Origin of the sequence: Kocuria salsicia (assembly GCF_039532055.1) — a bacterium.
GTDB classification, from domain to species: Bacteria; Actinomycetota; Actinomycetes; order Actinomycetales; family Micrococcaceae; genus Kocuria; species Kocuria salsicia.
In genome coordinates this window covers 239,744-266,080 of record NZ_BAAARF010000003.1, presented here as the reverse complement: position 1 = coordinate 266,080, position 26,337 = coordinate 239,744, and the positions used below count along the sequence as shown (strand labels likewise).

The 26,337-nt window shown below is 71.0% G+C and carries 23 protein-coding genes; all 23 read right to left on the bottom strand.

The window, feature by feature from the left end:
• Nucleotides 1–205 precede the first annotated feature (205 nt).
• The 23 genes from ABD264_RS01250 to ABD264_RS01140 all read right to left on the bottom strand — a co-directional run bounded on the left by ABD264_RS01250 (nucleotide 206) and on the right by ABD264_RS01140 (nucleotide 26,163).
• Nucleotides 206–2,623, bottom strand: coding sequence for a primosomal protein N' family DNA-binding protein (locus tag ABD264_RS01250; RefSeq protein ID WP_344203704.1), 2,418 nt, complete (start codon nucleotides 2,621–2,623; stop codon nucleotides 206–208).
• Entirely contained in the window at nucleotides 2,620–3,825 is a 1,206-nt protein-coding gene (gene metK / locus ABD264_RS01245) for a methionine adenosyltransferase (RefSeq protein WP_055084674.1), read from the bottom strand. The genes ABD264_RS01250 and metK overlap by 4 nt, the downstream gene beginning before the upstream one ends.
• A gap of 23 nt (nucleotides 3,826–3,848) precedes the next feature.
• Nucleotides 3,849–5,201, bottom strand: a complete 1,353-nt coding sequence (locus ABD264_RS01240; protein WP_144942951.1) for a bifunctional phosphopantothenoylcysteine decarboxylase/phosphopantothenate synthase — start codon at nucleotides 5,199–5,201, stop codon at nucleotides 3,849–3,851.
• Nucleotides 5,202–5,251: 50 nt separating this feature from the next.
• The gene (gene rpoZ / locus ABD264_RS01235; RefSeq protein WP_055084672.1) at nucleotides 5,252–5,725 is read right to left on the bottom strand and encodes a DNA-directed RNA polymerase subunit omega; all 474 of its coding nucleotides are present in this window, start codon (nucleotides 5,723–5,725) and stop codon (nucleotides 5,252–5,254) included.
• A gap of 82 nt (nucleotides 5,726–5,807) precedes the next feature.
• A complete protein-coding gene (gene gmk / locus ABD264_RS01230; protein ID WP_055084670.1) occupies nucleotides 5,808–6,383 on the bottom strand; it encodes a guanylate kinase in 576 nt (191 codons plus the stop codon).
• 134 nt (nucleotides 6,384–6,517) lie between these two features.
• Nucleotides 6,518–6,832 (bottom strand): integration host factor, actinobacterial type, encoded by a 315-nt coding sequence (gene mihF, locus ABD264_RS01225; RefSeq protein ID WP_055084668.1) that lies wholly within the window; start codon nucleotides 6,830–6,832, stop codon nucleotides 6,518–6,520.
• 174 nt (nucleotides 6,833–7,006) lie between these two features.
• Nucleotides 7,007–7,945, bottom strand: coding sequence for an orotidine-5'-phosphate decarboxylase (gene pyrF / locus ABD264_RS01220; RefSeq protein ID WP_055084717.1), 939 nt, complete (start codon nucleotides 7,943–7,945; stop codon nucleotides 7,007–7,009).
• Nucleotides 7,946–7,973: 28 nt separating this feature from the next.
• On the bottom strand, nucleotides 7,974–11,294 hold the full coding sequence (gene carB / locus ABD264_RS01215) for a carbamoyl-phosphate synthase large subunit (RefSeq protein ID WP_344203696.1): 3,321 nt from the start codon (nucleotides 11,292–11,294) through the stop codon (nucleotides 7,974–7,976).
• Nucleotides 11,294–12,478: a glutamine-hydrolyzing carbamoyl-phosphate synthase small subunit gene (gene carA / locus ABD264_RS01210; RefSeq protein WP_144942890.1), complete on the bottom strand. Its 1,185-nt coding sequence runs from the start codon at nucleotides 12,476–12,478 to the stop codon at nucleotides 11,294–11,296. Before carA ends, carB begins: the two co-directional genes overlap by 1 nt.
• 90 nt (nucleotides 12,479–12,568) lie before the next feature.
• Nucleotides 12,569–13,063, bottom strand: a complete 495-nt coding sequence (locus ABD264_RS01205) for a PH-like domain-containing protein (protein WP_144942889.1) — start codon at nucleotides 13,061–13,063, stop codon at nucleotides 12,569–12,571.
• A gap of 31 nt (nucleotides 13,064–13,094) precedes the next feature.
• A complete protein-coding gene (locus ABD264_RS01200; RefSeq protein WP_094393896.1) occupies nucleotides 13,095–14,405 on the bottom strand; it encodes a dihydroorotase in 1,311 nt (436 codons plus the stop codon).
• 9 nt (nucleotides 14,406–14,414) lie between these two features.
• Nucleotides 14,415–15,398, bottom strand: coding sequence for an aspartate carbamoyltransferase catalytic subunit (locus ABD264_RS01195; protein ID WP_344203691.1), 984 nt, complete (start codon nucleotides 15,396–15,398; stop codon nucleotides 14,415–14,417).
• Nucleotides 15,395–16,057 (bottom strand): bifunctional pyr operon transcriptional regulator/uracil phosphoribosyltransferase PyrR, encoded by a 663-nt coding sequence (pyrR, locus tag ABD264_RS01190; RefSeq protein WP_094393892.1) that lies wholly within the window; start codon nucleotides 16,055–16,057, stop codon nucleotides 15,395–15,397. Before pyrR ends, ABD264_RS01195 begins: the two co-directional genes overlap by 4 nt.
• Nucleotides 16,058–16,170: 113 nt before the next feature.
• Nucleotides 16,171–16,587, bottom strand: coding sequence for a transcription antitermination factor NusB (nusB, locus tag ABD264_RS01185; protein WP_055084653.1), 417 nt, complete (start codon nucleotides 16,585–16,587; stop codon nucleotides 16,171–16,173).
• A complete protein-coding gene (gene efp, locus ABD264_RS01180; protein ID WP_055084651.1) occupies nucleotides 16,584–17,147 on the bottom strand; it encodes an elongation factor P in 564 nt (187 codons plus the stop codon). Before efp ends, nusB begins: the two co-directional genes overlap by 4 nt.
• Nucleotides 17,148–17,266: 119 nt before the next feature.
• On the bottom strand, nucleotides 17,267–18,352 hold the full coding sequence (gene aroB / locus ABD264_RS01175; protein ID WP_344203686.1) for a 3-dehydroquinate synthase: 1,086 nt from the start codon (nucleotides 18,350–18,352) through the stop codon (nucleotides 17,267–17,269).
• Nucleotides 18,349–18,915 carry a shikimate kinase gene (locus ABD264_RS01170; RefSeq protein ID WP_094393890.1) on the bottom strand — a complete coding sequence of 189 codons (567 nt, stop codon included), beginning with the start codon at nucleotides 18,913–18,915 and terminating at the stop codon, nucleotides 18,349–18,351. Before ABD264_RS01170 ends, aroB begins: the two co-directional genes overlap by 4 nt.
• Nucleotides 18,912–20,162 carry a chorismate synthase gene (gene aroC, locus ABD264_RS01165; protein ID WP_144942887.1) on the bottom strand — a complete coding sequence of 417 codons (1,251 nt, stop codon included), beginning with the start codon at nucleotides 20,160–20,162 and terminating at the stop codon, nucleotides 18,912–18,914. The genes ABD264_RS01170 and aroC overlap by 4 nt, the downstream gene beginning before the upstream one ends.
• Before the next feature lie 136 nt (nucleotides 20,163–20,298).
• On the bottom strand, nucleotides 20,299–21,213 hold the full coding sequence (locus ABD264_RS01160) for a shikimate dehydrogenase family protein (protein WP_126874996.1): 915 nt from the start codon (nucleotides 21,211–21,213) through the stop codon (nucleotides 20,299–20,301).
• 1 nt (nucleotide 21,214) lies between these two features.
• On the bottom strand, nucleotides 21,215–22,426 hold the full coding sequence (gene mltG, locus ABD264_RS01155) for an endolytic transglycosylase MltG (protein WP_055084643.1): 1,212 nt from the start codon (nucleotides 22,424–22,426) through the stop codon (nucleotides 21,215–21,217).
• Nucleotides 22,427–22,520: 94 nt separating this feature from the next.
• Entirely contained in the window at nucleotides 22,521–23,012 is a 492-nt protein-coding gene (ruvX, locus tag ABD264_RS01150) for a Holliday junction resolvase RuvX (protein ID WP_094393884.1), read from the bottom strand.
• Nucleotides 23,012–25,699, bottom strand: coding sequence for an alanine--tRNA ligase (alaS, locus tag ABD264_RS01145; protein WP_303105415.1), 2,688 nt, complete (start codon nucleotides 25,697–25,699; stop codon nucleotides 23,012–23,014). The genes ruvX and alaS overlap by 1 nt, the downstream gene beginning before the upstream one ends.
• Entirely contained in the window at nucleotides 25,699–26,163 is a 465-nt protein-coding gene (locus ABD264_RS01140) for a hypothetical protein (protein WP_145010777.1), read from the bottom strand. The genes alaS and ABD264_RS01140 overlap by 1 nt, the downstream gene beginning before the upstream one ends.
• Between the last annotated feature and the right edge of the window lie 174 nt (nucleotides 26,164–26,337).

The following is a 26,337-nucleotide window of genomic DNA, read 5'->3' as shown; positions in this document are numbered from 1 at the left end:
GGGACTCTCTGCCCCGGTGCGCGGTGCCACCCCGCGTGAACGTGCCCTCCACCGTAGGACTGCCACGTTCGCCCCGTGCAGGAGGATTAACAGTTCGACACATTGGACTGAGCAAGTCAGCCAGTCCTGGTGCACGCATGCGGTCCCGGTCCCGCCTCGCGATCCGCGGCACGTCAGGCTCCGCCGACGACGGCTGTGACGCGCCCTACAGCAGGTCGGCGACGTCGCAGCGCACCGTGACCGGCGCGTGTTCGCGCAGCGCGGAGGCGCGTGCCTTCTCCGCCCGCAGGGCACCGGTGACCCGCGGCGCGATCCCGAACCCAAAGAACAGAAGCGCACAGTAGAGCCGGTTCCCGCCGCGCTCCGGGGAGCCGGCGACGTCGACGGCATCCTGAGTGGCGGGCTCGGCCAGGTCCGCACCGTTTCCGGGTGTTTGCTCCACCGGCGCTGGCCCGACCACGCGAACACGCTCGGGCAGTGCGAGGTCACGCAGAGTGGCCTCCACGGCGTCGCGCGGGCCGGTCAGCGCCGCGGTCCGTACCGCTGGCGGCAGACCCAGCTCATGACGCTCCTGCAGCTCCCGCGCGGAGTGCCCTGCCGGATCCCAGCGCACGAGCGCCGAGACGGCACGGTCCTGGTCCGCCGTGACCACCACGGTGCCCCCGTCGGAGGACGACCGCACCAGGGCGGCCGCGTTGAACCACCGGCGCAGGGTCTGCTCCTCCGCGCGCAGCCAGGGTCGCGCGAGCATCTGGTTGCCGTCCAGCAGCAGGGCTGCCGCGTAGCCGCCCTCGGCCACGGGTTCGGCACCCGGCGTGGCCACCACGAGTGCAGGTGCAGACCCCACTCGCGCACGCACCGTGCGCTCGCTCGAGGAGATCACCGGCACCTGGGGGAAGGCGCGGCCCAGCTCCTCGGCAGTGCGCCCCGCGCCCACCGAACTCAGACGCACCCGCGCGAACCCGCACTCCGCGCACCGCCAGTCGTGGGCCTGGCGACCGCACCAGCTGCACACGGGCACCGCCTGCGCGGAGCTCAGCGCCAGAGGCCCGTTGCACGCGCGGCAGCGCGCGGGAGTGCGGCAGCGCTGGCACGCGAGCACCGGTGCGTAGCCCTTGCGGGCCACCTGCACGAGCACCGGGCCGCGCTCCAGCCCCGCGCGCGCCACCCGGAACGCCTCCTGCGGCAGCCGGGCCCGCGCCGCAAGCGGGTCCCGCTCACTGTTGAAGGAGTCCGACGTCGCCTCGATCCGCGGGGAGAACCGCCGCAGCACGGACCGGGGCGGAGCCACCCGCGCCGCCCAGCCCGTGGTCACGAGCCGCTGCGCCTCCGGGCTCACAGCGTGGCCGGTGAACAGACTCGCGAGCCCCTCGCGCTGCGCCCGCAGCAGGAGCACGTCGCGCGTGTGCTGGTAGGGCGCGCGCTGCTCCACGAAGTTGACGTCCCCGTCGTCGTGGCAGCACACGAGAGCGAGGTCCTGCACCGGGGCGTAGGCCGCCGAACGGGTCCCCACGGCCAGCTTCTTGCGGCCCAGGGCGAGCTCGAGGAAGCCTCGGTAGCGCGGGGTCGGGCCGTCACCGGCGTGCAGCCGGACGACGGCGTCCTCCCCCACCAGCTCGTGGAGCGCCTTCTCGAGGCGGTCAAGGCCCTTGTGGTCCGCGACCACACCCACCGCGCCCCGGCCAGCGGCGTAGGCCGCGGCCATGGCGTGGGCCGTGAGGAGCGCCCAGTCGTGGTCGGGGGCGGCGGGCAGCACCTCGACGACGGCGCGCGCGGGCTCGCCCGCCGCCACCGCGGCGATGTACTCGGGGCCGCCCTTGTAGTGATCCCAGAGGGCTGGCGACGGCGCGTGGGTGGGTGAGGTGTGCGCAGGCGCCCCGTGGGCGGGAAGCGAGTCCGCCCGCAGCGGGTCACCAGATGACGCTTCGGCAGGCAACGGGTCTGCCCGCGGAGGGGCGGCGGCATCGGTGGGGGCCGCCGATGAGGCAGCCTCGTGGGAAGGGTTTCCCGGTGCTTGACCGGTGGTTGAGGACGTGACCTCGCCGTCCCCGGACTGTTCCGCCGAGGAGAACTCCTTGTCCACCCGGGCGACCCGCGGGGCGATGGCCACCCGCAGCACGTCCGCGGCAGTTCCCGCACAGCGGTCCGCCACGGCCTGCGCGAGCTCCACGATCTCGGGCCGTGCAACGGGCAGGGGGCTGAGCACCCGACGCACGGGCAGCAGACGGTCCTCGGGGACGTCCGTGTGCGCCACCCGGTGCACGATCCACCCGGACATCTTGCGGCCCGAGAACAGCACGGACACCTTGGAGCCCACCACGGCCTGCGTGTCCAGCGCGGCGGTGACGCGGTAGTCGAAGAGCCGGTCCAGGTGGGGCACGTAGGCCTCCAGCAGCACCTGCGCCACGGGGTTCTCGGGGGCTGTGCCCTCGGAGCCCACCGCACGGCGGACAGGTGCCGCAGCAGCGTCGCGCCCGGTGCCCGCAGCAGGGGCCTTCGCCGGCCTCGCCACGGCCTGCGGAAGTCCCGCGAGGGTCAGCTGCTCTCCCGGCTCGTTGGCCCCGGCAGCAGCCGCCGGTGCGGACTCGGTCGGACCGGACCCCTGCTCGGGCTCCGGGGTCACAGACCCGCGGCGGAACGCAGCTCCTGGACGCGGTCCGTGCGCTCCCACGTGAAGTCCGGGTCGTTGCGGCCGAAGTGGCCGTGGGCGGCGGTCTTGGCGTAGATGGGGCGCTTCAGGTCGAGGTCCTCGATGATGGCCAGCGGGCGCAGGTCGAAGACCTCCGTGATGGCCTTCTCGATCCGCACGGGGTCCACGGTCTCGGTGCCGAATGTCTCCACGTAAAGACCCACCGGGTGCGCCTGGCCGATCGCGTACGCCACCTGCACCTCGGCACGGCGCGCGAGGCCTGCCGCCACCACGTTCTTGGCCACCCAGCGCATCGCGTACGCGGCGGAGCGGTCCACCTTGGACGGATCCTTGCCAGAGAACGCGCCGCCGCCGTGACGGGACATGCCGCCGTAGGTGTCCACGATGATCTTGCGCCCAGTCAGCCCGGCGTCCCCCACGGGCCCGCCGCGCACGAAGTTCCCCGCGGGGTTCACGATGATCCGCGCGCCGGAGAGATCCAGTCCGGACTCCTCCAGCACCGGGTTCACCACGCTCGAGGTGATGTCGCTGGTGAGTTGCTCGAGGTCGTAGTTCTCCACGTGCTGGGAGGAGACCACCACGGTGTCCACGGACACCGGCGTGTGGCCGTCGTAGCCGAGGGTGACCTGGGTCTTGCCGTCCGGGCGCAGCCCCGGCAGCACGGCGGTCTTGCGCACGCGCGTGAGCTGCTCAGACAGGCGGTGCGCGAGCAGGATCGGCGCGGGCATCAGGGCGTTCGTCTCGTCCGAGGCGTAGCCGAACATGATGCCCTGGTCCCCGGCGCCCTGCGCGTCCCGTGGGTCCTTGGCGGTGCCCGTGCGCTCCTCCAGGGACGTGAAGACGCCCTCGTAGATCTCGTTGGACTGCTCCCCCACGCTGATGGACACGCCGCAGAACTCGCCGTCGAAGCCGTGGACCGAGGAGTTGTAACCGATGTCCAGCAGGGTCTTGCGCACGATGTGGGGAATGTCCACGTACGCGTCCGTCTTGACCTCGCCCGCCACGTGCACGAGACCCGTGGTCACCATGGTCTCCACAGCCACCGAGGACTCCGGGTCCTCCGTGAGCAGGGCGTCCAGGATCGTGTCCGAGATCTGGTCGCAGATCTTGTCCGGGTGGCCCTCGGTCACGGACTCGGAGGTGAAGATTCTCAGGTGCTCACTCGATGCTGTCACGGAAGACCACACTACCTGCAGGCTCAGACGTGGAGTTCGGAGGCGATCCGGGCCACCACGAACCGTGCCACCTCGTCCTTCGTGCCGCGCGCACCGGACTCGTCCTCCGAGTGCGCCGAGAGGACCACAACCTCGGTGTCGTCCCGGCCGAAGACCTTGTCCGTGCCCACCTCGTTGAGCACGAGGAGGTCGCAGCCCTTGCGCCGCAGCTTGGCGCGGCCGAAGTCCAGGACGGAGCGCTCGGCGTCGCCCGTCTCCGCGGCGAAGCCCACCACGAGCTGCTCCCGGCCCTGCTCGTTGCGCAGCGTCACCAGCTCCCGCAGGATGTCCGGGTTGCGCACCAGGCGGATCACGGGGTCCGTGCCGTCCTCGGACTTCTTCATCTTGTGCTCGCCCACGGTGTCGGGGCGGTAGTCGGCCACGGCAGCGGCCATGACGACGACGTCGCAGCCTTCCGCCGCGGCCAGGCTCGCATCGCGCAGCTCCAGCGCCGAGGACACGCGGGTGACCCGGACGCCTTCGGGCAGCGGGGTCTCCACGTGCGCCGCGATCAGGTGCACGTTCGCACCGGCGTCGCGGGCGGCGCGGGCGATCGCGATCCCCTGCTTGCCGGACGAGCGGTTGCCGAGAAACCGCACGGGGTCCAGGGCCTCCCGCGTACCCCCGGCGGTGATGAGCACGCGCCGACCGGCCAGGGCGCGGGTGCCGGGCCCGGCGGCCTGGTCGGCCGCACCGTGAGCGACGGGTTGTCCGGTCCCCCGGGGCGGTTCGTCCAGGAGCGGTTCGTGCTGGTGCGATTCGTCCAGGCCGTGCCCCTCGGCGGTGTGGGCCGCGGGGGCAGACCCGGTGCGGTCAGCGACGAGCGCCAGGGCGGCATCGACAATCTCCCGGGGCTCCGGGAGCCGGCCGGGTCCGCTGTCCGCGCCCGTCAGACGACCCGAGGCCGGTTCCAGCACCGTGTGGCCGTGCTGGCGCAGCAGTTCCACGTTGCGCCGGGTGGCGGGGTTCTGCCACATCTCGGTGTGCATGGCCGGGGCCAGGAGCACGGGCGCAGCGGTTGCGAGCACCGTGGTGGTGAGCAGGTCGTCAGCGTGGCCGTGGGCGATGCGCGCCATCAGGTCAGCCGTGGCCGGCGCGATGACCACGAGGTCCGCCGCCTGACCCTGCGCCACGTGGTTGACGGTGTCCACGCGCTCAAACACGGAGTCCGTCACAGGCTCACCGGTCAGCGCCTCCCACGTGGGTGCGCCCACGAACTCCAGGGCGGAACGCGTGGGCATGGGCACGACGTGGTGGCCAGCCTCGGAGAGGAGGCGGGACACCAGGGCGGCCTTGTATGCGGCAATGCCCCCGCCCACACCAAGCACGATGCGCAACGAAGCGCTCGGGCCGGAGGGGACGGGGGCGGGGCCGGTGGAGTTCACCGTCACTGCTCGGTGGGCTCCGTGGAGTCCTCGGTGGCCTCCTCGGCCACGGTCTCCGTGACGGTCTCGGTGCCCTCGGGGTGCTGCTCCTCGGCAACCTGCACGCCGTCCGAGAAGACCGCCGCACTGCCGGCATCCTCACCCTGGGCGAAGAAGTCCCCGGTGAACATCTCGGTGGCCGTGGGCTCGTCCGAGACCAGCTGGCCGTTGGGGGTGAAGCCCCCGTTGGTCACGTGGTCGGCCTCGATCAGGCCCTCGTCGATCTCGCGGAAGGCGATGGACAGGGGCTTCTCGTTGAGCTGGGTGTCCACGAGCGGGCCCACGTACTCGAACAGGCCCTCGTGCAGCTGCGAGTAGTACGCGTTGATCTGGCGGGCGCGACGCGCAGCGAAGATCACCAGGCCGTACTTGGAATCCGTCTTGTCGAGCAGCCGGTCCACGGGCGGGTCGACGATGCCTTCGTTGTTCATGCTCACGTGTGTCAGGACTCCTCTGAAGTGCAGGTGGATGTCTGTGCTGGCTCGGGGTGGACCGCGCAGGTCCCCGGACGCAACGGGCTCAGCGGCCCTGTTCGTCCGGCAGCCCCATGAGAGCCACGAGTTCGGCGGCGGCGCGCTCCACGGTGTCGTTGACCACCGTGTGGTCGAACTCCGAACGTGCCGCAAGTTCCAGTTTAGCCGTTTCCAGGCGTCGCTGCTGCTGCTCGGGGGTTTCGGTGCCCCGGCCCACGAGCCGCTGCACCATCTCCTCCCAGCTGGGCGGCGCCAGGAACACGAAGCGCGCGTCCGGAAGGCTCTGGCGGATGCTGCGCGCGCCCTGCAGGTCGATCTCCAGCAGCACGCTGCGTCCGGCGGCCAGCGCCTCTTCCACCTTGTGCCGCGGTGTGCCGTAGCGGTGCAGGTTGTGCACCACGGCCCACTCGAGCAGGTCGTGGTCCTCGATCATGCGGTCGAACTCGTCGTCGCTCACGAAGAAGTAGTGCACGCCCTCCACCTCTCCGGGCCGCGGGGCCCGGGTGGTCGCGGAGACCGAGAGCCACACCTGCGGGTAGTGGTCCCGGACGTAGGTGGAGACCGTCCCCTTTCCCACGGCCGTGGGGCCGGCCAGGACGGTCACGGTGGGCGACGGGGTCACGGAATACCTCCAGCGGAGCAGTGGTGGACGAGCGGTCGGCTCGTCCGCCACTGTACCAACCACCGGCCGCACCGACCCGGCGGGGTACCGTCAGGCGCGACGTCGCCCGCAGGCCAGTGCCGGGGCCGGGGGGCTCAGTGGTCGAGGTACTCCACGAGCGCGCGGCGTTGGTGCTGGCCCAGCCCGCGCACGCGGCGCGTGGGTGCGATCCCGATGTGCTCCATGATCGCCGCGGAGCGCACCTTCCCGATCCCGGGGGTTGCCTCCAGCAGCTCGGTGACCTTCAGTCGGCTGACGGCCTCGTCCGTCTCACTCCTGGTGAGGACGTCCGCGACGCTCAGCGAGCCGTCCCGCAGCCCCTTCTTGATCTCCGCCCTCGCGGTCCGTGCCGCGGTGGCCTTCTCCCGAGCGTGCGCGCGCTCTTCATCCGTCAGTGGCCGTAGTGCCATGCCCAGCTCTCCTCCTCGTGTGCCTTCACCCCCGGGTGCGCCCGTGTTGGGGGGTGGCGCACCGGGGTGGTCACCCTGAAAGTACCCGACGCGTTTGCCCCGGTAAACACGGTGAACGCCCCCTGACGTGGCCGGACGGCTCACGGTCAGGGGGCGTTCCCGAGGTTGGACGGGTCAGCGCAGGGCGGCGGAGAGCTCCTCGCTGGAGCGCCGGATCGCTTCCCGCAGGGCAGCCGCGTCCGGGCCGTGAGCGAGGATGCCGCGCGAGGAATTCGCGAGCACTGCCGGTCTGACGTGCTGGAACACTGCCGCGAGGTCACCCGCCCCCGCGCCCTGGGCGCCGTATCCCGGTGCCAGGATCGGCCCGTCGAGCGCGCTCAGGTCGATGTCCAGGCGCTCGAGCGCGTCCCCCACAGTGGCCCCCACGACCACGCCGCACGAGCCGAGAGCGCCCCTGACAGGTGACGTCACGATTTCGTCACGATTCGCGAGACCCGCCCGCGCGGCGTCGTGGGCTCCCACCTGGGACGACGCCGCCGCGTCGCCCCAGGTGCCGGGCCGCGCGCCATCGTGCGCCACGACGTCGCGTGCGGGCGCGTTCTCGTGAGCCACCGCGTCGAGCACGGCCCCCGCCACGGAGCTGGTGCCGCCCACGTGCTGGACCGCCGCGCCCTCCGGGTTGGAGGTCAGCGCCAGCACGAACGTGCCACGGCCAGTCTGCCGCGCGAGGTCCAGGGCAGGGCGCAAGGACTCGAACCCGAGGTAGGGGCTGAGCGTCACGGCGTCGGCGGCCAGGGGCGAGTCGTCGGCGAGCCACGCCTGGGCGTAGGCCGCCATCGTGGAGCCGATGTCCCCGCGCTTGGCGTCCGCGATGCTGAGCACCCCTGCCTCACGGGACTCCCGCAGCACTCGTTCGAGCACCGCAAAACCCGCCGAGCCGTAGGCCTCGAACAGCGCGACCTGCGGCTTGACCGCGGCGGCCAGACCCGCGGCGGCCTCCACCACGCTCAGCGCGAAGCGCTCCAGTCCCGAGACCGTGCGGGGCAGAGCCCACGCGTCCAGCAGGGCCGGGTGCGGGTCGATCCCCACACAGAGGGGACCGGTCGCGCCCATGGCCGCCGCGAGGCGGGCGCCGAAGGGCTCACGCACCCGTCCGCTCCCCCGCCACCTGGCTGCGCAGGTTCTCCTCGTGCTCCTGCAGGGAGGTCACGGACCACGAGTACTGCCGCTGCGCCGTGATTGCCTGCAGTGCGGCACCGAGCTCCGAGACCGTCGTCATGGTCGGCACGCCCACGGACGTGGCCGCGGCGCGGATCTGGTAGCCGTCTCCGCGCGCCGCCTGGCCACCGGAGGGGGTGTTGAAGATCAGGTCGATCTCTCCCGCCGTGATCAGGTCCGCCACCGTGGGGCCGTCCTCGCCCGTGTCCGCGATCTTGGCCACCACACGGGACTCGATGCCGTTGCGACGGAGCACCTGCGCGGTACCGCCCGTGGAGACGATCTCGAAGCCGAGGTCCGCAAACATCTTGACGGGGATCACCGCCGAGCGCTTGTCCTTGTTGGCCACCGAGACAAACAGCCGGCCCGCGGTGGGCAGGGGGCCGCCGGCCGCGGCCTGGGCCTTGGCGAACGCGGTGTCGAAGTACTTGTCGATGCCCATGACCTCGCCCGTGGAGCGCATCTCCGGGCCGAGCAGCGAGTCCACGACCGCGCCCTCGGGGGTGCGGAAGCGGGCGAACGGGAGCACGACCTCCTTCACTGCGGTCGGTGTGTTCTCCGGCAGGGTGGTGCCGTCGTAGTCTGCCGGCAGCACGCCGTCGGCCCGCAGCTGTGCCACCGTGCGCCCGGTGCCGATCAGCGCTGCGGCCTTGGCCATCTGGACCCCCGTGGCCTTCGAGACGAACGGGACCGTGCGGGAGGCACGGGGGTTCGCCTCGATCACGTAGAGCACGTCCGAGGCCAGCGCGAACTGCAGGTTGATGAGACCCCTCACACCCACACCGCGGGCAATCGCCCCGGTGGCCTCGCGCACGCGGGCGATCACGTCGGGGCCGAGGGTGATCGGGGGCAGCACGCACGCGGAGTCACCGGAGTGGATCCCGGCCTCCTCGATGTGCTCCATGATCCCGCCCACGTAGCAGTCCCGGCCGTCGTAGAGGGCGTCCACGTCGATCTCGATCGCGTCCTCGAGGAACTTGTCGATCAGGGCGGGGCGGCTCGGGCTGATCTCCGTGGCGTTGTCCAGGTAGGTCTTCAGGGAGGCCTCGTCGTAGACGATCTCCATGCCCCGGCCACCCAGCACATACGAGGGGCGCACGAGCACGGGATAACCGATCTCGTGGGCGATCCGCCGCGCCTCGGCGAAGTCGTAGGCCGTGCCGTTCTTGGGCTGGCGCAGTCCGGCCTCGGTGAGCACGCGGGCGAACTCCCCGCGGTCCTCGGCGAGGTCGATCGCCTCAGGAGTCGTGCCCAGGATGGGCACACCCGCGGCCTTGAGGTCCGCGGCGAGCTTGAGCGGGGTCTGCCCGCCGAGCTGCACGAACACGCCCAGCAGCCCGCCCGAGCGGCGCTCGGCCTCCACGACCTCCATGACGTCCTCGAACGTCAGCGGCTCGAAGTACAGGCGCGTGGAGACGTCGTAGTCCGTGGACACGGTCTCCGGGTTGCAGTTGAGCATCACCGTCTCGTAACCGGCCCCGCGCAGCACCATGGAGGCGTGCACGCACGAGTAGTCGAACTCGATGCCCTGCCCGATCCGGTTGGGCCCGGAGCCCAGGATCATCACCGAGGGCTTCTCGTGCGGGGCGACCTCCGACTCCTCGTCGTAGCTCGAGTAGTGGTACGGGGTGAACGCCTCGAACTCCGCGGCGCACGTGTCCACGGTCTTGTAGACGGGGCGGATGTCCAGGGCGTGGCGCACCCCGCGCACCACGGACTCCTCCAGGTGCACGAGCTCGCCGATCTGCGCGTCCGAGAAGCCGTGCCGCTTGGCCTCTTGCAGGGTGGCGGGGTGCAGGTCCGGGTCCTGGCGGATCAGCTCGGCGGTCTCGTTGAGCAGCTGGACCTGGTCCAGGAACCACGGGTCGATCGCGGTGGCCTCGAAGACCTGCTCCACGGTGGCACCAGCCAGCAGCGCACGCTGCACGTTGCGCAGCCGCTGCGTGGTGGTCTCCCGGGTCTTCTCGACCAGGCGCGCCACCGTGTTGGGCCCGGGCTCCACGGCGGGCCTGGCGAAGCTGAAGGACGAGCCCTTCTGCTCCAGCGAGCGCATGGCCTTCTGCAGGGCCTCCGTGAAGTTGCGCCCGATGGCCATGGCCTCGCCCACTGACTTCATGGTGGTGGTCAGCGTGGGGTCCGCCGCGGGGAACTTCTCGAACGCGAAGCGCGGGACCTTCACCACCACGTAGTCCAGCGTCGGCTCGAAGCTCGCCGGTGTCTTCTGCGTGATGTCGTTGGGGATCTCATCCAGTGTGTAGCCCAGGGAGAGCTTCGTGGCGATCTTGGCGATCGGGAAGCCCGTGGCCTTGGACGCCAGCGCCGAGGAGCGGGAGACGCGGGGGTTCATCTCGATCACCACGATGCGCCCGGTGTCGGGCTCCACCGCGAACTGGATGTTGCACCCACCGGTGTCCACGCCCACCTCGCGGATCACGGCGATCGCGATGTCGCGCATCCGCTGGTACTCGCGGTCGGTCAGGGTCAGGGCGGGGGCCACGGTGATGGAGTCGCCGGTGTGCACTCCCACGGGGTCCACGTTCTCGATCGAGCACACGACCACCACGTTGTCGTTGGCGTCGCGCATCATCTCGAGCTCGTACTCCTTCCAGCCCAGGATGGACTCCTCCAGGAGCACCTCCGAGGTGGGCGAGTACTGGATGCCGGCGCCGGCGATGCGGTGCAGGTCAGTCTCGTTGTACGCGAGCCCGGAGCCGAGCCCGCCCATGGTGAAGGAGGGCCGCACGACCATGGGGTAGCCCAGCTTCTCCGCGGCCGAGAGCGCCTCGTCCATGGAGTGGACGATGACCGAGCGGGCGGACTCGGCGCCGCAGCGCTCGACGACGCCCTTGAAGGCCTCGCGGTCCTCACCGAGGTTGATGGCGGCGACGTCCGCGCCGATCAGCTCGACGTCGTACTTCTCGAGCGCTCCGTTGGCGTCCAGGGCGAGCGCGGTGTTCAGCGCGGTCTGACCACCCAGGGTGGGCAGCACGGCGTCCGGGCGCTCCTTGGCGATGATCTTCTCGACCGTCTCCGGGGTGATGGGCTCCACGTAGGTGGCGTCCGCGAACTCCGGGTCGGTCATGATGGTGGCCGGGTTGGAGTTGACCAGGATCACGCGCAGCCCCTCGTCCTTCAGGACGCGCAGGGCCTGGGTGCCGGAGTAGTCGAACTCCGCGGCCTGGCCGATCACGATGGGCCCGGAGCCGATCACCAGGACGCTGTTGAGGTCTTGCCTGCGGGGCATCAGTTGTCTCCTGCTTCCGGATCGGAGCCCTGGCCGGCCCGGTCCATCACGTCGATAAAGCGGTCGAAGAGGTAGGCGGAGTCGTGGGGACCGGCCGCGGCCTCGGGGTGGTACTGCACCGAGAACGCGGGGATGTCCTCGCAGCGCAGGCCTTCCACCACGTTGTCGTTGAGCCCCACGTGGGACACGGCCACCCGGCCGTAGCGGGACTCGGGGGCGGTCACGGTCTCGCCCACTGGGGCGTCCACGGCGAAGCCGTGGTTCTGGGAGGTGATCTCCACCGTGCCCGTGGCGAGGTCCATCACGGGTTGGTTGATGCCGCGGTGGCCGAAGGTCAGTTTGTACGTGCCGAAGCCGAGCGCGCGACCCAGCAGCTGGTTGCCGAAGCAGATTCCGAAGAACGGGATGCGGGCGTCGAGCACCTGGCGCAGCAGGGCCACCTGCTCGTCGGCGGTCGCCGGGTCACCGGGACCGTTGGAGAAGAACACACCATCCGGGTCCAGCTCGCGGAGCTGCTCGAAGGTCACGTCCGCGGGCACCACGTGCACGCGCACCCCGCGCTCGGCGAGTCGCTGCGGCGTCATGGACTTGATGCCGAGGTCCACGGCGACGACGTCGTGGCGCACCGGGGCGTCCCAGCCGTGCTCGGAGGGCTCCACCACATAGGCCTCGTCCACGCTCACGTGCTCCGCGAGCGAGCGTCCCGCCATGGCTGGCTGTTCGGCCACCTGCTGCACGAGCTGCGCGGTGGGCTGCTCGGCGGCCTCCCCGGAGAAGATGCCGGCGCGCATCGCACCCTTGTTGCGCAGGTGGCGGGTCAGGGCGCGGGTGTCCACGCCCTGGATCCCGGTGATGCCCTGCTCGGCGAGCTCCTCGTCCAGGCTGCGCTCGCTGCGCCAGTTGGAGGGGCGGCGGGCGGGGTCACGGACCACGAAGCCGTTCACCCAGATCCTGTGGGACTCCATGTCCTGCAGGTTCACGCCCGTGTTGCCGATGTGCGGCGCGGTCTGGATCACGATCTGCCCCGCGTAGGAGGGGTCCGTGAGCGTCTCTTGGTAGCCGGTCATCCCGGTGGCGAAGACCGCCTCGCCGAATGCCGTGCCGGGGGCGCCCCAGGCACGGCCACGGAAGACCGTGCCGTCCTCGAGGACCATGACGGCCGGTTCGATGCGTGGTGAGTTCATGGTGAACTCCTTTCGTTGAGCATGCTGGGAGGCTCCTTTGCGGTGCCGTCCCGGGATCAGGTTCTCGGGGTGTCTTCTCGGGTTCTGTGCTCAGGCGTCCAGCAGGGCCGACGCCGCGTCCTCCAGTTCGCGGGAGCCCTCACCGGTGCGGGCGCGGAAGCCGGTGTCCACACGGGTGTCCCCCAGGTCCCACGTGAGCACCACGAGTCCGCCGCGCTCCACGAACTTGCCGACCATCCCGGAGGCGGTCGACACAGCGCGCAGATGCTCCCGGGGGATGAAGACGTCCGGGGCGCCCTGGCGGTTGAGGAACACGCCCTCGGGTGCCACCACGGCCTCCGCAGTGGTGCGCACGCCGAGGCCGTGGCTCGCGATCCGCTCCAGCGGCTGGGAGGCGTAGGTGGTGACCACGTACATCCCGTCCACCCGGGCCGTGGCGCGCTGCATCAGGTCCCGCGGGGCCTGCGCCACGGGAGGCAGCCCCGACTGGCGTCGCACCCGACCCCGCCAGCCCCACCAGAGCAGGGCGAAGAGCACCACCACGATGAGGATGGTGAGCAGGGTGGGGACGAGCTTGTCCGACATCGAGACAGAACCTTTCGTGAACGCGCGGGGATCAGCGGGCCAGGGGGGTGGTCAGTTCCCCGTCCAGGACAACGGGGTGGCCGCGGTAGAACGTGGCGCGCACAGCCCCCGGCAGGTTCATCCCCCGGTAGGGGCTGTTGCGGCCCTTGGAGACGTGGCTCGCGGGGTCCACCGTCGTGGAGCCCTCCGGGTTCCACAGCACGATGTTCGCCGGCGCGCCGGGCTCCAGCTTCTGCCCCTGGTCGGAGAGCCCGAGGATCTCGGCCGGACGGTGGGACATGATCTGCGCCACCCGCTCCCAGCCCATGAGTCCGGTGTCCACGAGGGTCTGCTGCACCACGGCCAGAGCGGTTTCCAGCCCGGTCATCCCGTGGGCCGCGCAGCTCCACTCGCACTCCTTGTCCTCTGCGGGGTGCGGCGCGTGGTCGGTGCCGACCACATCGATCACGCCCTCGGCGACGGCGCGGCGCAGGGCCTGGACGTCCTCGTCCGTGCGCAGCGGGGGGTTGACCTTGTAGACGGGGTCGAAGGTTCGCACGAGCTCGTCCGTGAGCAGCAGGTGATGGGGGGTCACCTCGGCGGTGACGACCACTCCGCGCTCCTTGGCCCAGCGCACGATCTCCACCGAGCCAGCGGTCGAGACGTGGCACACGTGCAGGCGGGAGTCCACGTGCTGCGTCAGCAGCACGTCCCGGGCGATGATCGCCTCCTCGGCCACCGCGGGCCAGCCCGTGAGGCCGAGGTCCGCGGACACGGTGCCCTCGTTCATCTGCGCGTCCTGCGTCAGGCGCGGCTCCTGGGCGTGCTGCGCGATGATGCCACCGAAGGACTTCACGTACTCCAGCGCCCGGCGCATCAGGAGGGGGTCGTGCACGCACTTGCCGTCGTCGGAGAACATCCGCACGCCCGCGCGGGACTCGGCCATGGCGCGCAGCTCCGAGAGCTGCGTGCCCTCGAGGCCCACGGTGACCGCGCCCACCGGGTGGACGTCCGCCCAGCCCGCGTCGCGGCCCAGGCGCCAGACCTGCTCCACCACGCCAGCAGTGTCCGCCACGGGGTGGGAGTTGGCCATTGCGAAGACGGCGGTGAACCCGCCCTTCGCCGCGGCACGGGTGCCGGTCTCCACGGTCTCGGCGTCCTCGTGGCCTGGTTCACGCAGGTGGGTGTGCATGTCCACGAGACCGGGCAGTGCGACGGCGCCCGCGGCGTCGACGGTCTCGGTCCCCTCGGGCGCCTCCAGGGTTCCGGGGGCGCCCACGGACGCAATGACGCCGTCCGTGACGAGGATGTCCGCCGGCTCACCGCCCTCGGGGCGGGCACTGCTGATCAGGTAGGAGCTCATGGGACCGCCTCAGTTCTCGCTCGGGTAGGGGGTGCTCTCGTCTCCGGAGAGCAGCTGGAAGAGCACGGCCATGCGCACGGAGACGCCGTTGGACACCTGTTCCAGCACGGTGGAGCGCTCCGAGTCTGCGGCCTCGGAGGAGATCTCCAGGCCGCGGTTCATTGGACCGGGGTGCATGAACACCGTGGGCGCGCCGAGGGCCTCGAGACGCTGCACCCGCTGGGAGGTCAGCCCCCAGCCCCGGGTGTACTCGGCCTCGCTCGGGAAGAACGCCGCGTTCATCCGCTCACGCTGCAGCCGCAGCATCATCACGGCGTCCGGAGCCTCCGCCAGCACGGCGTCGAGGTCGTAGGAGACCTCGCACGGCCAGTCGTCCATGGCCACGGGCAGCAGCGTGGGCGGGGCCACGAGCGTGACCCGGGCGCCCAGGGCTGTGAGCAGCCACACGTTGGAGCGGGCTACCCGCGAGTGCAGCACGTCACCCACGACCACCACGTGCATACCGTCCAGGTCCATGCCCGTCGTGGGCGTGCCCGTGCGGCGGGAGCGCACCTGGCGCAGCGTCATCGCGTCCAGCAGCGCCTGCGTGGGGTGTGCGTGCTTGCCGTCCCCCGCGTTGACGACGGCGGCGTCGATCCACCCGGAGTCCGCGAGCTGCTGCGGCGCGCCGGAGGACGCGTGGCGGATCACCACGACGTCCGCGCTCATGGCCATCAGGGTCTGGGCGGTGTCCTTCAGGGACTCGCCCTTGGACACGGACGAGCCCTTCGCGGAGAAGTTGATCACGTCCGCGCTCAGCCGCTTGGCCGCCGTCTCGAACGAGATCCTCGTGCGCGTGGAGTCCTCGAAGAACAGGTTCACCACGGTGCGCCCGCGCAGCGCGGGCAGCTTCTTGACGGAGCGGGAGGACACGGCGGCCATCTGGTCCGCGGTGTCCAGGATCTGGACGGCCTCCCCGTAGGAGAGCTCGGCAGTGGAGAGCAGGTGCCTCATCGGCTCGTCCCCTCCCCCGCGGCCTCGGCGTCCCTGGCGACGTCCGGGTCCGAGGCCACCGGCGCGTCGATCACCACGCAGTCCTCGTGGCCCTCAGCGCGCGTGTCCGGGTCCGTCTCGCGCAGCAGCACCCGCACCTTCTCCTGAGAGGAGGTCGGCAGATTCTTGCCCACGTGGTCCGCGCGGATCGGCAGCTCGCGGTGCCCGCGGTCCACCAGGACGGCCAGCCGTACGGCCCGGGGCCGACCCACGTCCACGAGGGCGTCGAGCGCAGCGCGGATGGTGCGCCCGGAGCACAGGACGTCGTCCACGAGCACCACGGTGCGCCCGTCGATCCCGGAATCTGGGATCAGCGTGGGCTGCGGGGTGCGGGCGGGGTGGCGGCGCAGGTCGTCGCGGTACATGGTGATGTCCAGCTGCCCCGTGGCGGCGCGGGCCGTGAAGTCGGGGTCGATCTGCTCGAGCCTGGCCGCGAGGCGCTGGGCCAGCGGGAAGCCGCGACGGGCGATCCCCAGCAGCACGAGGTTCTCCGAGCCCTTGTTGGACTCCAGGATCTCGTGGGCGATCCGGGACAGGGCCCGGTCGATGTCGGATGTCGAGAGGATCACTCGGGAGACTGTGCTCCCCGGTGCCTGCTCGGCGTGTTCGGGCACGCTCACGTGCCGCCTCCTTCCCCGCCTCACCGGACGGAATTTAAAGGGTGCGATCTGTCTTTGAAGCTACCACACGGAAAAACCCCGGCCCGTGGGGTCCACGAACCGGGGTCACGGTCTCAGTCGTCCAGCAGGGACGGCTTGACCTTCTGCAGACGGCCCAGCAGGCCGTTGACGAAACGGGGCGAGTCGTCAGTGGACAGCTCCCGCGCCACGGCCACCGCCTCCGCCACGGCCACGCCGTCCGGGACGTCGTCGTTGTAGAGAAGCTCCCACGCGCCCACGCGCAGGGCGTTGCGGTCCACTGCGGGCATCCGCGAGAGCTCCCAGCCCTGCGAGTAGGTCTGCAGGAACTCGTCGATGTCCTCGCGGCGCCCGTCCACGCCCTCGAGGATCTCCACGGTGTAGGGCTGGATGGGCGAGGTCGAGTTCTCCCGCCGGCGCACCAGGGCGTCGCGGACCGACTCGTCACGTTGTTCGGCCTCGAAGAGGATCTCGACGGCGCGGACCCGGGCCTTGCTGCGTGCCCCGCTCACTCGTTGACGCGTCCCAGGTAGTCGCCGGTGCGGGTGTCCACCTTGACCTTGGTGCCCTGCTCGAGGAACAGGGGGACCTGGATCTGGTAGCCGGTCTCCACGGTGGCGGGCTTCGTGCCGCCCGTGGAGCGGTCACCCTGCAGGCCGGGCTCGGTGTAGGTGATCTCCAGGACCACCGAGGGCGGCATCTCGATGTACAGCGGCGCGCCCTCGTGGATGGCCACGGTCACGTTCTGGTTCTCGAGCATGAAGTTCGCCGCGTCCCCCACCACGACACCCGGGACAGTGATCTGGTCGTACGTGGAGTTGTCCATGAACACGTAGTCCTCACCGTCCTGGTAGAGGTACTGGTACTCGCTACGGTCCACCGTGGCGGTCTCGATCTTGGCACCCGCGTTGAACGTCTTGTCCACCACCTTGCCGCTCGTCACGTTGCGCAGCTTGGTGCGCACGAACGCGCCCCCCTTGCCGGGCTTGACGTGCTGGAACTCGATGGTCTGCCAGAGGTTGCCGTCGAGTTTGAGGATGGTGCCGTTCTTGATGTCGTTGCTGGTTGCCACGGTGTCACTTTCTCGTCGGGAACGTCTGCGGGCGGGATCGGCTCGTGGAGCCGCACCAGTCTACCGCGTGGCCGGGCCCGTCCGCCCGGTGGCCACGGCACGGGCCGGCGTGGCGGGTCTCAGTCCGCGATCTCCTGGTAGCACGCGAAAAGGATCGCGGGGTCCGGAACCTCCATGATGCGCGGTGCGGCAATGCGGTCCAGGACCACGAAGCGCAGCAGGTTGCCCCGCGTCTTCTTGTCGCGCTTCATGACCTCCAGCAGCCGCGGCCACTGGTCCGCACGGTAGCTCACGGGCAGCCCCAGGGAGGTGAGGATCTCGCGGTGACGGGCCACGACGTCGTCGTCCAGGGTTCCTGCCGCGCGCCCCAGTTCCGCCGCGAAGACCATGCCCACCGAGACTGCGGCACCGTGGCGCCACTGGTAGCGCTCGTTGTGCTCGATCGCGTGGCCCAGGGTGTGGCCGTAGTTCAGGTACTCACGCCGCCCGGACTCCTTCAGGTCCGAGGAGACGACCTCCGCCTTGACCCGTACACTGCGCTCCACCAGTTCCCGGACCACGTCCGACTGGCTGTCGCGCACCTGCTCGGGGTTCTTTTGGATCAGCTGCAGGATCTGCGGATCGGCGATGAAACCGCACTTGACCACCTCGGCCATCCCGGTCAGCAGCTCGTTCTCGGGCAGCGTGGCCAGGGAGTCGAGGTCGCACACGACCGCGGCCGGCGGGTGGAAGGAGCCCACCAGGTTCTTGCCCTCCGCGGTGTTGATCCCGGTCTTTCCGCCCACGGCGGCATCCACCATGCCCAGCAGAGTGGTGGGAAGGTGGACCACCCGCACCCCGCGCAGCCACGTGGCGGCCACGAAACCAGCGAGGTCGGACACGGCCCCGCCGCCCACGGAGACCACGGCGTCCGTGCGCGTGAAGTCGGACTGGCCCATGATCTGCCAGCAGAAGGCCGCCACCTCCACGCGCTTGCCCTCCTCCGCGTCCGGGATCTCCGCGACGAAGCTCTGGATGCCCGCCCGCCCGAGGTCCTCCTGCACCACGTCCCCGGTGGTTCGCAGGGCGCGCGGGTGGATGATGAGGACCTTCTTGACGCGCTCACCCAGCAGCTGGGGCACGCGGCCCAGCAGGCCGTGGCCCACCAGGACGTCGTACTGGTTCTCGGGGGTCTCCCCGCGGACGGGGATCACGGTCTCGGTCATGCGGTGTGCTCCTTCCCGCGTGCGGTGAGCACGGAGGTCTGCGGCTCACCGAGCGCGGCGTAGAGGTCGTGGGCGATCTGCGCGACGCTGCGGGGCGCGCGGCCGTCCAGGCGGATGGTGGCGAGCCGCTCGAAGGTCTCCCGGCGCTCGTCCAGGATCTGGCTCCATCGGACCTCGGGGTCCGGCTGCAGCATGGGCCGGGTGGTGTTGCCGCGGATCCGGGGTCGCACGGTGTCCAGGTCCACTTCCAGGTACGCGACCATTCGTCCACTGAGCAGGGGCTGCACGAGCGGGGACATGGGTGCTCCCCCGCCCAGGGAGATCACGCACTCCCGGTTCTGCGGGTCGTCGAGGGCCTCGGCCACGACTTCGGCCTCGACCCGGCGGAACTCCGCCTCCCCTCGCGCGCGGAACAGCTCCGGGATGGGTCCGTGGCGGGACACGATCAACCTGTCCGTGTCCACGTGGCGCAGTCCGTAGTGCGATGCCATGTGACGGGCCACGTGGGACTTGCCGGCAGCCATGGGCCCGATCAGCACCACGGGCAGGGGTGCGTGCCTCACGAGAGGTCCCCGCGCACCTCGTCCAGGGCCGCCAGCGCGGCGGGATCGGCAAGTTCCGGGGAGGTGCGCAGCTGGGCTGGGATCGCGGCCAGGTAGGCGTTCCTGTTCCGGATGACCTCCGCCACGGAGTCCCCGCCGAACTTCTCGAGCACGGCCTCGGCGAGCACGAGGGCCACCATGGCCTCGGCGACGACGCCCGCGGCCGGCACCGCACACACGTCAGAGCGCTGGTGGTGGGCCCGTGCGGGCTCACCCGTGGCGACGTCCACCGTGTGCAGGGAGCGCGGCACGGTGGCGATCGGCTTCATGGCCGCACGCACGCGCAGCAGGTCCCCGATGGACATGCCGCCCTCGATGCCGCCGGCGCGGTTGGACACGCGGTGCACTGCACCCTCCTCGGGCAGCGTCTCGTCGTGCGCCTGGGATCCGGGGCGCGCGGCCGTGCGGAAGCCGTCCCCGACCTCCACGCCCTTGATGGCCTGGATGCCCATGAGCGCGGCAGCGAGCCTGGCGTCGAGACGGCGGTCCCAGTGGACGTAGGAGCCGAGTCCCGGGGGCAGCCCCTCGGCGAGTACCTCCACGACGCCGCCCAGGGTCTCCCCCGCCTTGTGGGCCTCGTCCACGGCGGCCACCATGGCCTGGGAGGTCGCGGCGTCGAAGCAGCGCAGCGGGTCCGCGTCGAGCGCGGCGACGTCGTCCGGGCCGGGCAGCGGGGCGTCGTCGGGCACGGCGACGTCGGCGATGGCGGTGGTGTGCGCGACCAGGCGGATCCCCAGGGCCGCCAGGATCTGCGCAGCGACCACCCCGAGGGCCACGCGCGTGGCGGTCTCGCGCGCGGAGGCGCGCTCGAGCACCGGACGGGCCTCGTCGAAGCCGTACTTCTGCATGCCCGTGAGGTCCGCGTGGCCGGGACGCGGGCGGGTCAGCGGCGCGTTGCGGGCGCGCCCGGCGAGCACCTCGGAGTCCACGGGGTCGGAGCTCATGACATCCTGCCACTTGGGCCACTCCGTGTTGGCGATCTCGATGGCCACCGGCCCGCCCTGGGTGATCCCGTGGCGCACCCCGCCCAGGATCCGCACGCGGTCCTGCTCGAACTTCATGCGCGCGCCCCGGCCGTAGCCGAGCCGGCGCCGGGCCAGTGCGTCCTGGATCATCCCCGTGGTCAGTTCCACCCCGGCGGGGACGCCCTCGATGATTCCCACAAGTGCTTCACCGTGGGACTCTCCGGCCGTGAGCCAACGCAACATCCAACACTCCAGTTCTCAAGTTTTCGCGAGTCGTCTGCGCCGGGACCCGTGCGGTCCCGGTGTCGTGCGTGCCCTCCCGCGGCTCCGCGGCCCGGACGACACCTGCCACCCACGGTACGGGGCCGCGGCGGGCGGGTCAGCGCGGGAGCCGCGTGGTCTGCGCCTGCCGGACGCGCGCCGGGACGACACGCTCCGGGCGCTCCACCGCCCGGCACATGGCTGCGGTGACCTCGTTCTCGCGGGGCAGCGCGCGGGACGAGTCCCCCTGCGTGAACCAGCGCAGCTGGTCCACCGCCTGGAAGATGAGCATATCGACCCCGGGGGCAATGGCGCCGCCCGCGTCCTGCCACGCGGCCGCCAGGGCCGAGGGCCACGGGTCGTAGGCGACGTCGAGCAGCACACCGGACACCCGCGGGTGCTCCTCGCGCCAGCCCCGGGCCAGCTCGTCCGCGCCGCGGGGCGGGAGGGTGGCAACCACGACGTCCGCGCCGTGCAGAGCGGCACCCGCCTGCTCCCACGGCAGCACACGGATGCTCGTGCCCAGGGCCTCGGCCACCGCGGTCAGGGACTCGGCCCGCTGAGCCGTGCGCACCGCCACGTCCACGCAGTCCGCGCCTAGCCCGTGCAGCGCCGCCACCGCGGCACTCGCGGTGGCACCCCCGCCCAGGACGACGGCGCGCGGCGAGGCGGGGATCTCCCCCGCGGCGCCGAGGGCCGCCATGATGCCCATGACGTCCGTGTTGTCCGCGGCCACGCTCCCGTCCTGAGCGAACGTGAGCGTGTTGGCCACCCCGAGGGCACGGGTGAGAGGAGTCACACGCTCCGCGTCCCGAGCCGCGAAGGGCTTCAGGGGCATCGTGACGGAGAACCCCCGCCAGTGCCCCGACGCACGGGCCCCGGCCCAGAACTCGTCCCACTGCTGCTCGGGGACGTCGTGACGGACGTAGTCCGCGTCCAGACCCAGTACCTCGAACGCCGCGGAGTGCAGCGCTGGTGAGAGCGAGTGGTCCACGGGGTGCCCGAGGACCGCTGCGTGGAGCGTCGCCGTCATCTCAGGAGCACTTGCCGTCGTTGTCGGAGCACCACTTCTGGTACTCCTCCACGTACCTCTGGTGCTCCTCGTAGGTCTTGGCGAACTTGGTCTCGCCGGTGTCGAGGTTCACGGTCACCCAGTAGTAGTAGTCGTTCTTCTCGGGCTTTGCCGCCGCGGCGATGGCCTCGTCGCTCGGAGAACCGATGGGCCCCACGGGCAGGCCCGGGTTGGCGTACGTGTTGTACGGGTTGGACTTGTCCCGCTTCTCCTCGTCCGTGAGGTGCACGGTCTTCTTTCCCAGACCGTACGTCACGGAGGCGTCCGACTGGATGAAACCGCTCGTCTCGCCGTCCGGGTTGTTGATCCGGTTCTCGATCGCGCCGGCCACGGCCGGGTAGATCTTGGGTGTGCCCTCGAACTCCACGATGGACCCGATGGTCAGCACGTCGAACCACTTGTCCTCGGCGACGTCGTTGTCCTTCAACGTCTGCTTGGTGCGGTCGACCATCTCCTGGATGATCTGCTCAGCCGTGGCGTCCAGCGGGAAGCGGTACTCGCCGGGGTGCAGCCAGCCCTCGAGGTTGGGGAACTTGTCCGGGACACCGAACTTCGCCTTCTCGGTGGAGAGCTTCTCGAACTCGGACTTGTCGAGGCCGGTGGCCTCGCTGAGCGTGGTGAATGTGTCATCCATGCGCTGGGTCTTCGCGATGGCCGCGTAGTGCGAAGCCTCGTCGCGCTCCATGAGGGCGCTGACGACGTCGTCCGCGGGCATGTGGGTCTTGAGCTCGTACGTGCCCGGCTGGATGAAGTCCTCCGGGTAGCGGTCCTGGAACTTCTCGACGAAGTACGAGGCGTTCGCCACGATTTCCTGCGACTGCAGGTCCTGGGCGATCTGGCCCGTGGTGCTGCCGTCCGCGACGGAGAAGCTGACGTCCTGGTCGCCCGAGCCGTGGTAGTCCTTGCGCTCGAACAGCCCGAAGGCGGACCCCAGCACGGCCACGACCACGACCAGCGCTGCGACGAACAGGGCGACGGCGGTCGCGAGGGACGCGCGCGACCGCACCTTGCGACGCTTGCGCTGCTCCGGGGTCACGTCGTGGTGCTCGAACGAGCCCGCCAGGTTCGACGTGGCATCCCGGTCCGAGGCCGATGAAGAGTTCCGCACGTCGCCGTGGGACCCGTGGTCGGGCGTCCCGTCTCCGGTGCCGTTGCCTCGCGGCTCATCGCTCACGAATTGTCTCCGTCCGCCGTTCTGGTGGTGTGGTGTGGTCTCTCGTTTCCCCCCGGGCCTGCCGCGGCCCGGGCAGACACGATACCGCTCGTACTCAGCCCTGGACCGGGTCCCCGGGCTCGGCCCCGGTGCGCAGCCCCTGCTCGACGGCCGACTGCAGGAACGTCACGGCCGCGGCCTGGTCGACCTTGTCCATGTGGTGCCGCCGCGAGATCCCGGAGTCCCACAGCGCCCGGTGCCCGGCCACCGTGGAAAGCCGCTCGTCCACCAGGCGCACCGCGGTGGTGCACCCCCGTGAGCCTAGCCGACGAACGAGCGCTGCGGCGTAATCGCGCGCCATCTGGGTCGAGCGGTTCTCCGCGCCGTCCAGACTCAGCGGCAACCCCACGTAGACGGTGACCACGTCCCGCTCCTCGCACAGCCGTGTGATGATCTTCACGTCGAAGGCCTTGCGGGGGTTCGTATCGCGCTTCAGGGTCTGGTGCGGCGTGGCCAGGACGCACTCCGGGTCGGTCAGGGCTATCCCAACCCTGACCTGGCCCACGTCCACGCCCATGCGCACGCCGCGCTCGAAGCCCTCAGGCATCAGCCCGCGGTGGCCAGGATCTGGGCGCGGATCGCCTCGAGCGCCTCGGAGACCTTCGAGGGGTCCGAGCCGCCGCCCTGGGCAACGTCGGGCTTGCCACCCCCGCCACCGCCGAGCGTGGTCGCCGCCGTGCGCACGAGCTGTCCCGCTGCGAGACCGGCCTCCCGAGCGGCGTCGTTGACGGCCACGACGACGAGCGGACGGCCGTTGGCCACGCCCGTCACCGCGGCAACCGCGGGCTCCGAACCCAGCCGGGTCCGCAGGTCCAGCGCGAGGCTACGCAGGGCGTCTGCGGAGGCGACCTCCCCGGCGTGGTGAAGCACGGCCGTGACGCGTCCCACCCGCTCTGCTTCCTGGGCCAGCTGCCCGGCCTTCGCCTGCAGCTGCTGCTGGCGCAGGGCGCTCAGCTGCCGCTCTGTCTCCTTGAGCTTCTCCAGCGTGGCCGAGAGCCGCTCGGGCAGCTCCGCGCTGGACTGCACCTTGAGCATCCCGGTGAGCTGGTTGACGAGGGTGCGCTCCGCGGCCAGGTGGTTGAACGAGTTCAGGCCCACGAGCGCCTCGACGCGGCGGTTGCCCGAGCCCACGGACTGCTCCGAGACCAGGGACAGCGAGCCGAGCTGGGAGGTCGAGCCCACGTGCGTTCCGCCGCACAGCTCACGGGACCACGGGCCGTTCATCTCGACCACGCGCACCTGCTCCCCGTACTTCTCGCCGAACAGGGACATCGCGCCCAGCTTCTTGGCCTCTGCGAGGGGCATCTCGCGGGTGACGACCTCGAAGTCGTCGCGGATGGCCGTGTTCGCGATCTGCTCGATCTCCTGCAGCTGGGACGCCGTGACGGCCTCCCCGTGGGAGAAGTCGAAGCGCAGGTAGCCCTCCTTGTTGAAGGAGCCGCGCTGGACCGCGTCGGGCCCGAGGACGTCGTGCAGCGCAGCGTGCACCACGTGCGTGCCCGAGTGGGCGGCCTCGCCGTCGTGGCGGCGCCGGGAGTCCACGCGCGCGGTGACCTCATCCCCCACGACCACCTGGCCCTCGGAGACCTTCACCCGGTGCACGGACAGACCCTTGACCGGCTGCTGGACGTCCTCGACGGTCAGCTTCAGCCCGTCAGAGTTCTCGATCACGCCGACGTCCGCCGCCTGGCCGCCGGCCTCCGCGTAGAACGGGGTGCGCTCGAGCACCACCTCCACGCTCTCGCCCTGGCTCGCCGCCGGGACGGAAACCCCGTCCGAGAGGATGGCGCGCACCGTGGTGGGGGTGACGAGCTCGGTGTAGCCGGTGAACTCGGTGCCGTGCTCGTCGAGCATCCGCCGCAGCTCGGAGAGGTCCGCCAGCGCGCCCTTCTTGGCGCGGGCGTCCTCCTGGGCCCGGTGGCGCTGCTCGGCCATGAGCTCGCGGAACGCGGTCTCGTCCACGCTCACCCCGGCCTCACCGGCCATCTCGAGGGTGAGGTCGATCGGGAAGCCGAACGTGTCGTGAAGGGCGAAGGCGTCCGCGCCGCTGAGTGCGCGCTTCTCGCCCTTCGCCACAGCCACGGCGCCCTCAAGGCGCGTGGTGCCGGACTCGATGGTCTTCAGGAACGCACGCTCCTCGGCGTACGCGATCCGGGAGATCCGCTCGAAGTCCTCCGCGACCACCGGGTACACGCCCTTCATGGCGTCTCGGGACTCCGGCAGCAGCACCGGCAGGCAGGGGTCCGTGACGCCCAGCAGGCGCATGGCACGCACCGCGCGGCGCAGCAGCCGGCGCAGGATGTAGCCGCGGCCCTCGTTGCCCGGGGTCACGCCGTCCGCGATGAGCATGAGGGAGGAACGGACGTGGTCGGCGACGACGCGCATGCGTACGTCGTCCTCGTAGCCCTCCTCCCCCGGCTTCTCGGAGCCGCGGTACGCGCGTCCGGAGAGCTTCGCGGCGGCATCGAGCACGGGGCGGACCTGGTCGGTCTCGTAGAAGTTCTCCACGCCCTGCAGCAGCATGGCCAGGCGCTCGACGCCCAGACCGGTGTCAATGTTCTTCTTGGGCAGCTCGCCCAGGATCTCGTAGTCCTTGCCGTTGCCCTCGCCGCGCTGGTACTGCATGAACACGAGGTTCCAGATCTCGATGTAGCGGTCGTCGTCCACCGCCGGACCGCCGTCCTTGCCGTAGCGCGGACCGCGGTCGTAGAAGATCTCCGAGTCCGGACCGGCGGGGCCGGGCTGGCCCGTGTCCCAGTAGTTCTCGTCCCGGCCCATGCGCTGGATCCGCTGGGCGGGAAGGCCCACGGTGTCGTGCCACAGGTCGTAGGACTCCTGGTCCCCCTCGTACACCGTGACCCACAGCCGCTCGGGGTCCAGCCCGAACCCGCCGTCCGCCACGGCGGAGGTCAGCAGCTCCCAGGCCATCGGGATCGCCTCGGACTTGAAGTAGTCGCCGAAGGAGAAGTTGCCGGCCATCTGGAAGAACGTGCCGTGGCGGGCGGTCTTGCCCACCTCGTCGATGTCCAGGGTGCGGATGCACTTCTGCACGGACGTGGCCCGCGAGTAGGGCGGGGTCTCCTGGCCCAGGAAATACGGGATGAAGGGCACCATCCCGGCGATGGTGAACATGGCCCCGGACTGCTGCGAGACGAGGGAGGCCGAGGGCACCACCTGGTGCCCCTTCGCCTCGAAGTAGCTCAGCCAGCGCTGGGTGATCTCATGAGAGAGCATTACCGCTCGTTTCCTTCCGAAGGGTCATGGTCGATGATCCGGTGCCCGGTGTGCCCGGGACCGGTCGAGGGACGGGGGTCGACGGCGTGCCACGGCGCCCCGGCAGGGGCCACGGCATCGTCGCCGGAGTGGTTCGCCGTGTGGTCCATGGGTGAGCGCACGCCAAACTGCTCCCGCAGCTCGCTCTCGCGCTCGTCCATGCCGGCGCGCACACGGGCCGTGAACTGACGCAGCCGCCGGGCACCGCCGCGCAGCAGGGCCACGGGGCCGGACTCGGGGCGGCGCTCGACGTCCCCCGCAGTCCTGGCCGCAAGGGTTCCGCCGGTGTCCTCTGCGGCAGGCGCGCCGCCGGAGACCTGGCGTGCGAGGACCTGGCGCGCGGTGGGATCCGAGGCGACCCGCGTGGCGGCGCCCCCCATGAGGGCACCCGCGGCGAGCAGGGCGAGTTTCGACCAGACTCCCACGCTCAGCTCCCCGATCCGGTGGAACGGGGCCCCGACGTCGCGGAGGGACCGGGAGCCCCGGAAGCGGACGTCCCGTAGCGGGAGGCACGCGCGGTTCCCGACGCCGCGGCGTCGCCTGCGGGCCGGTCACCGGCCCCCGACGTGGGTGCGGAACCCTCCGGCCGGGCGGTCGAG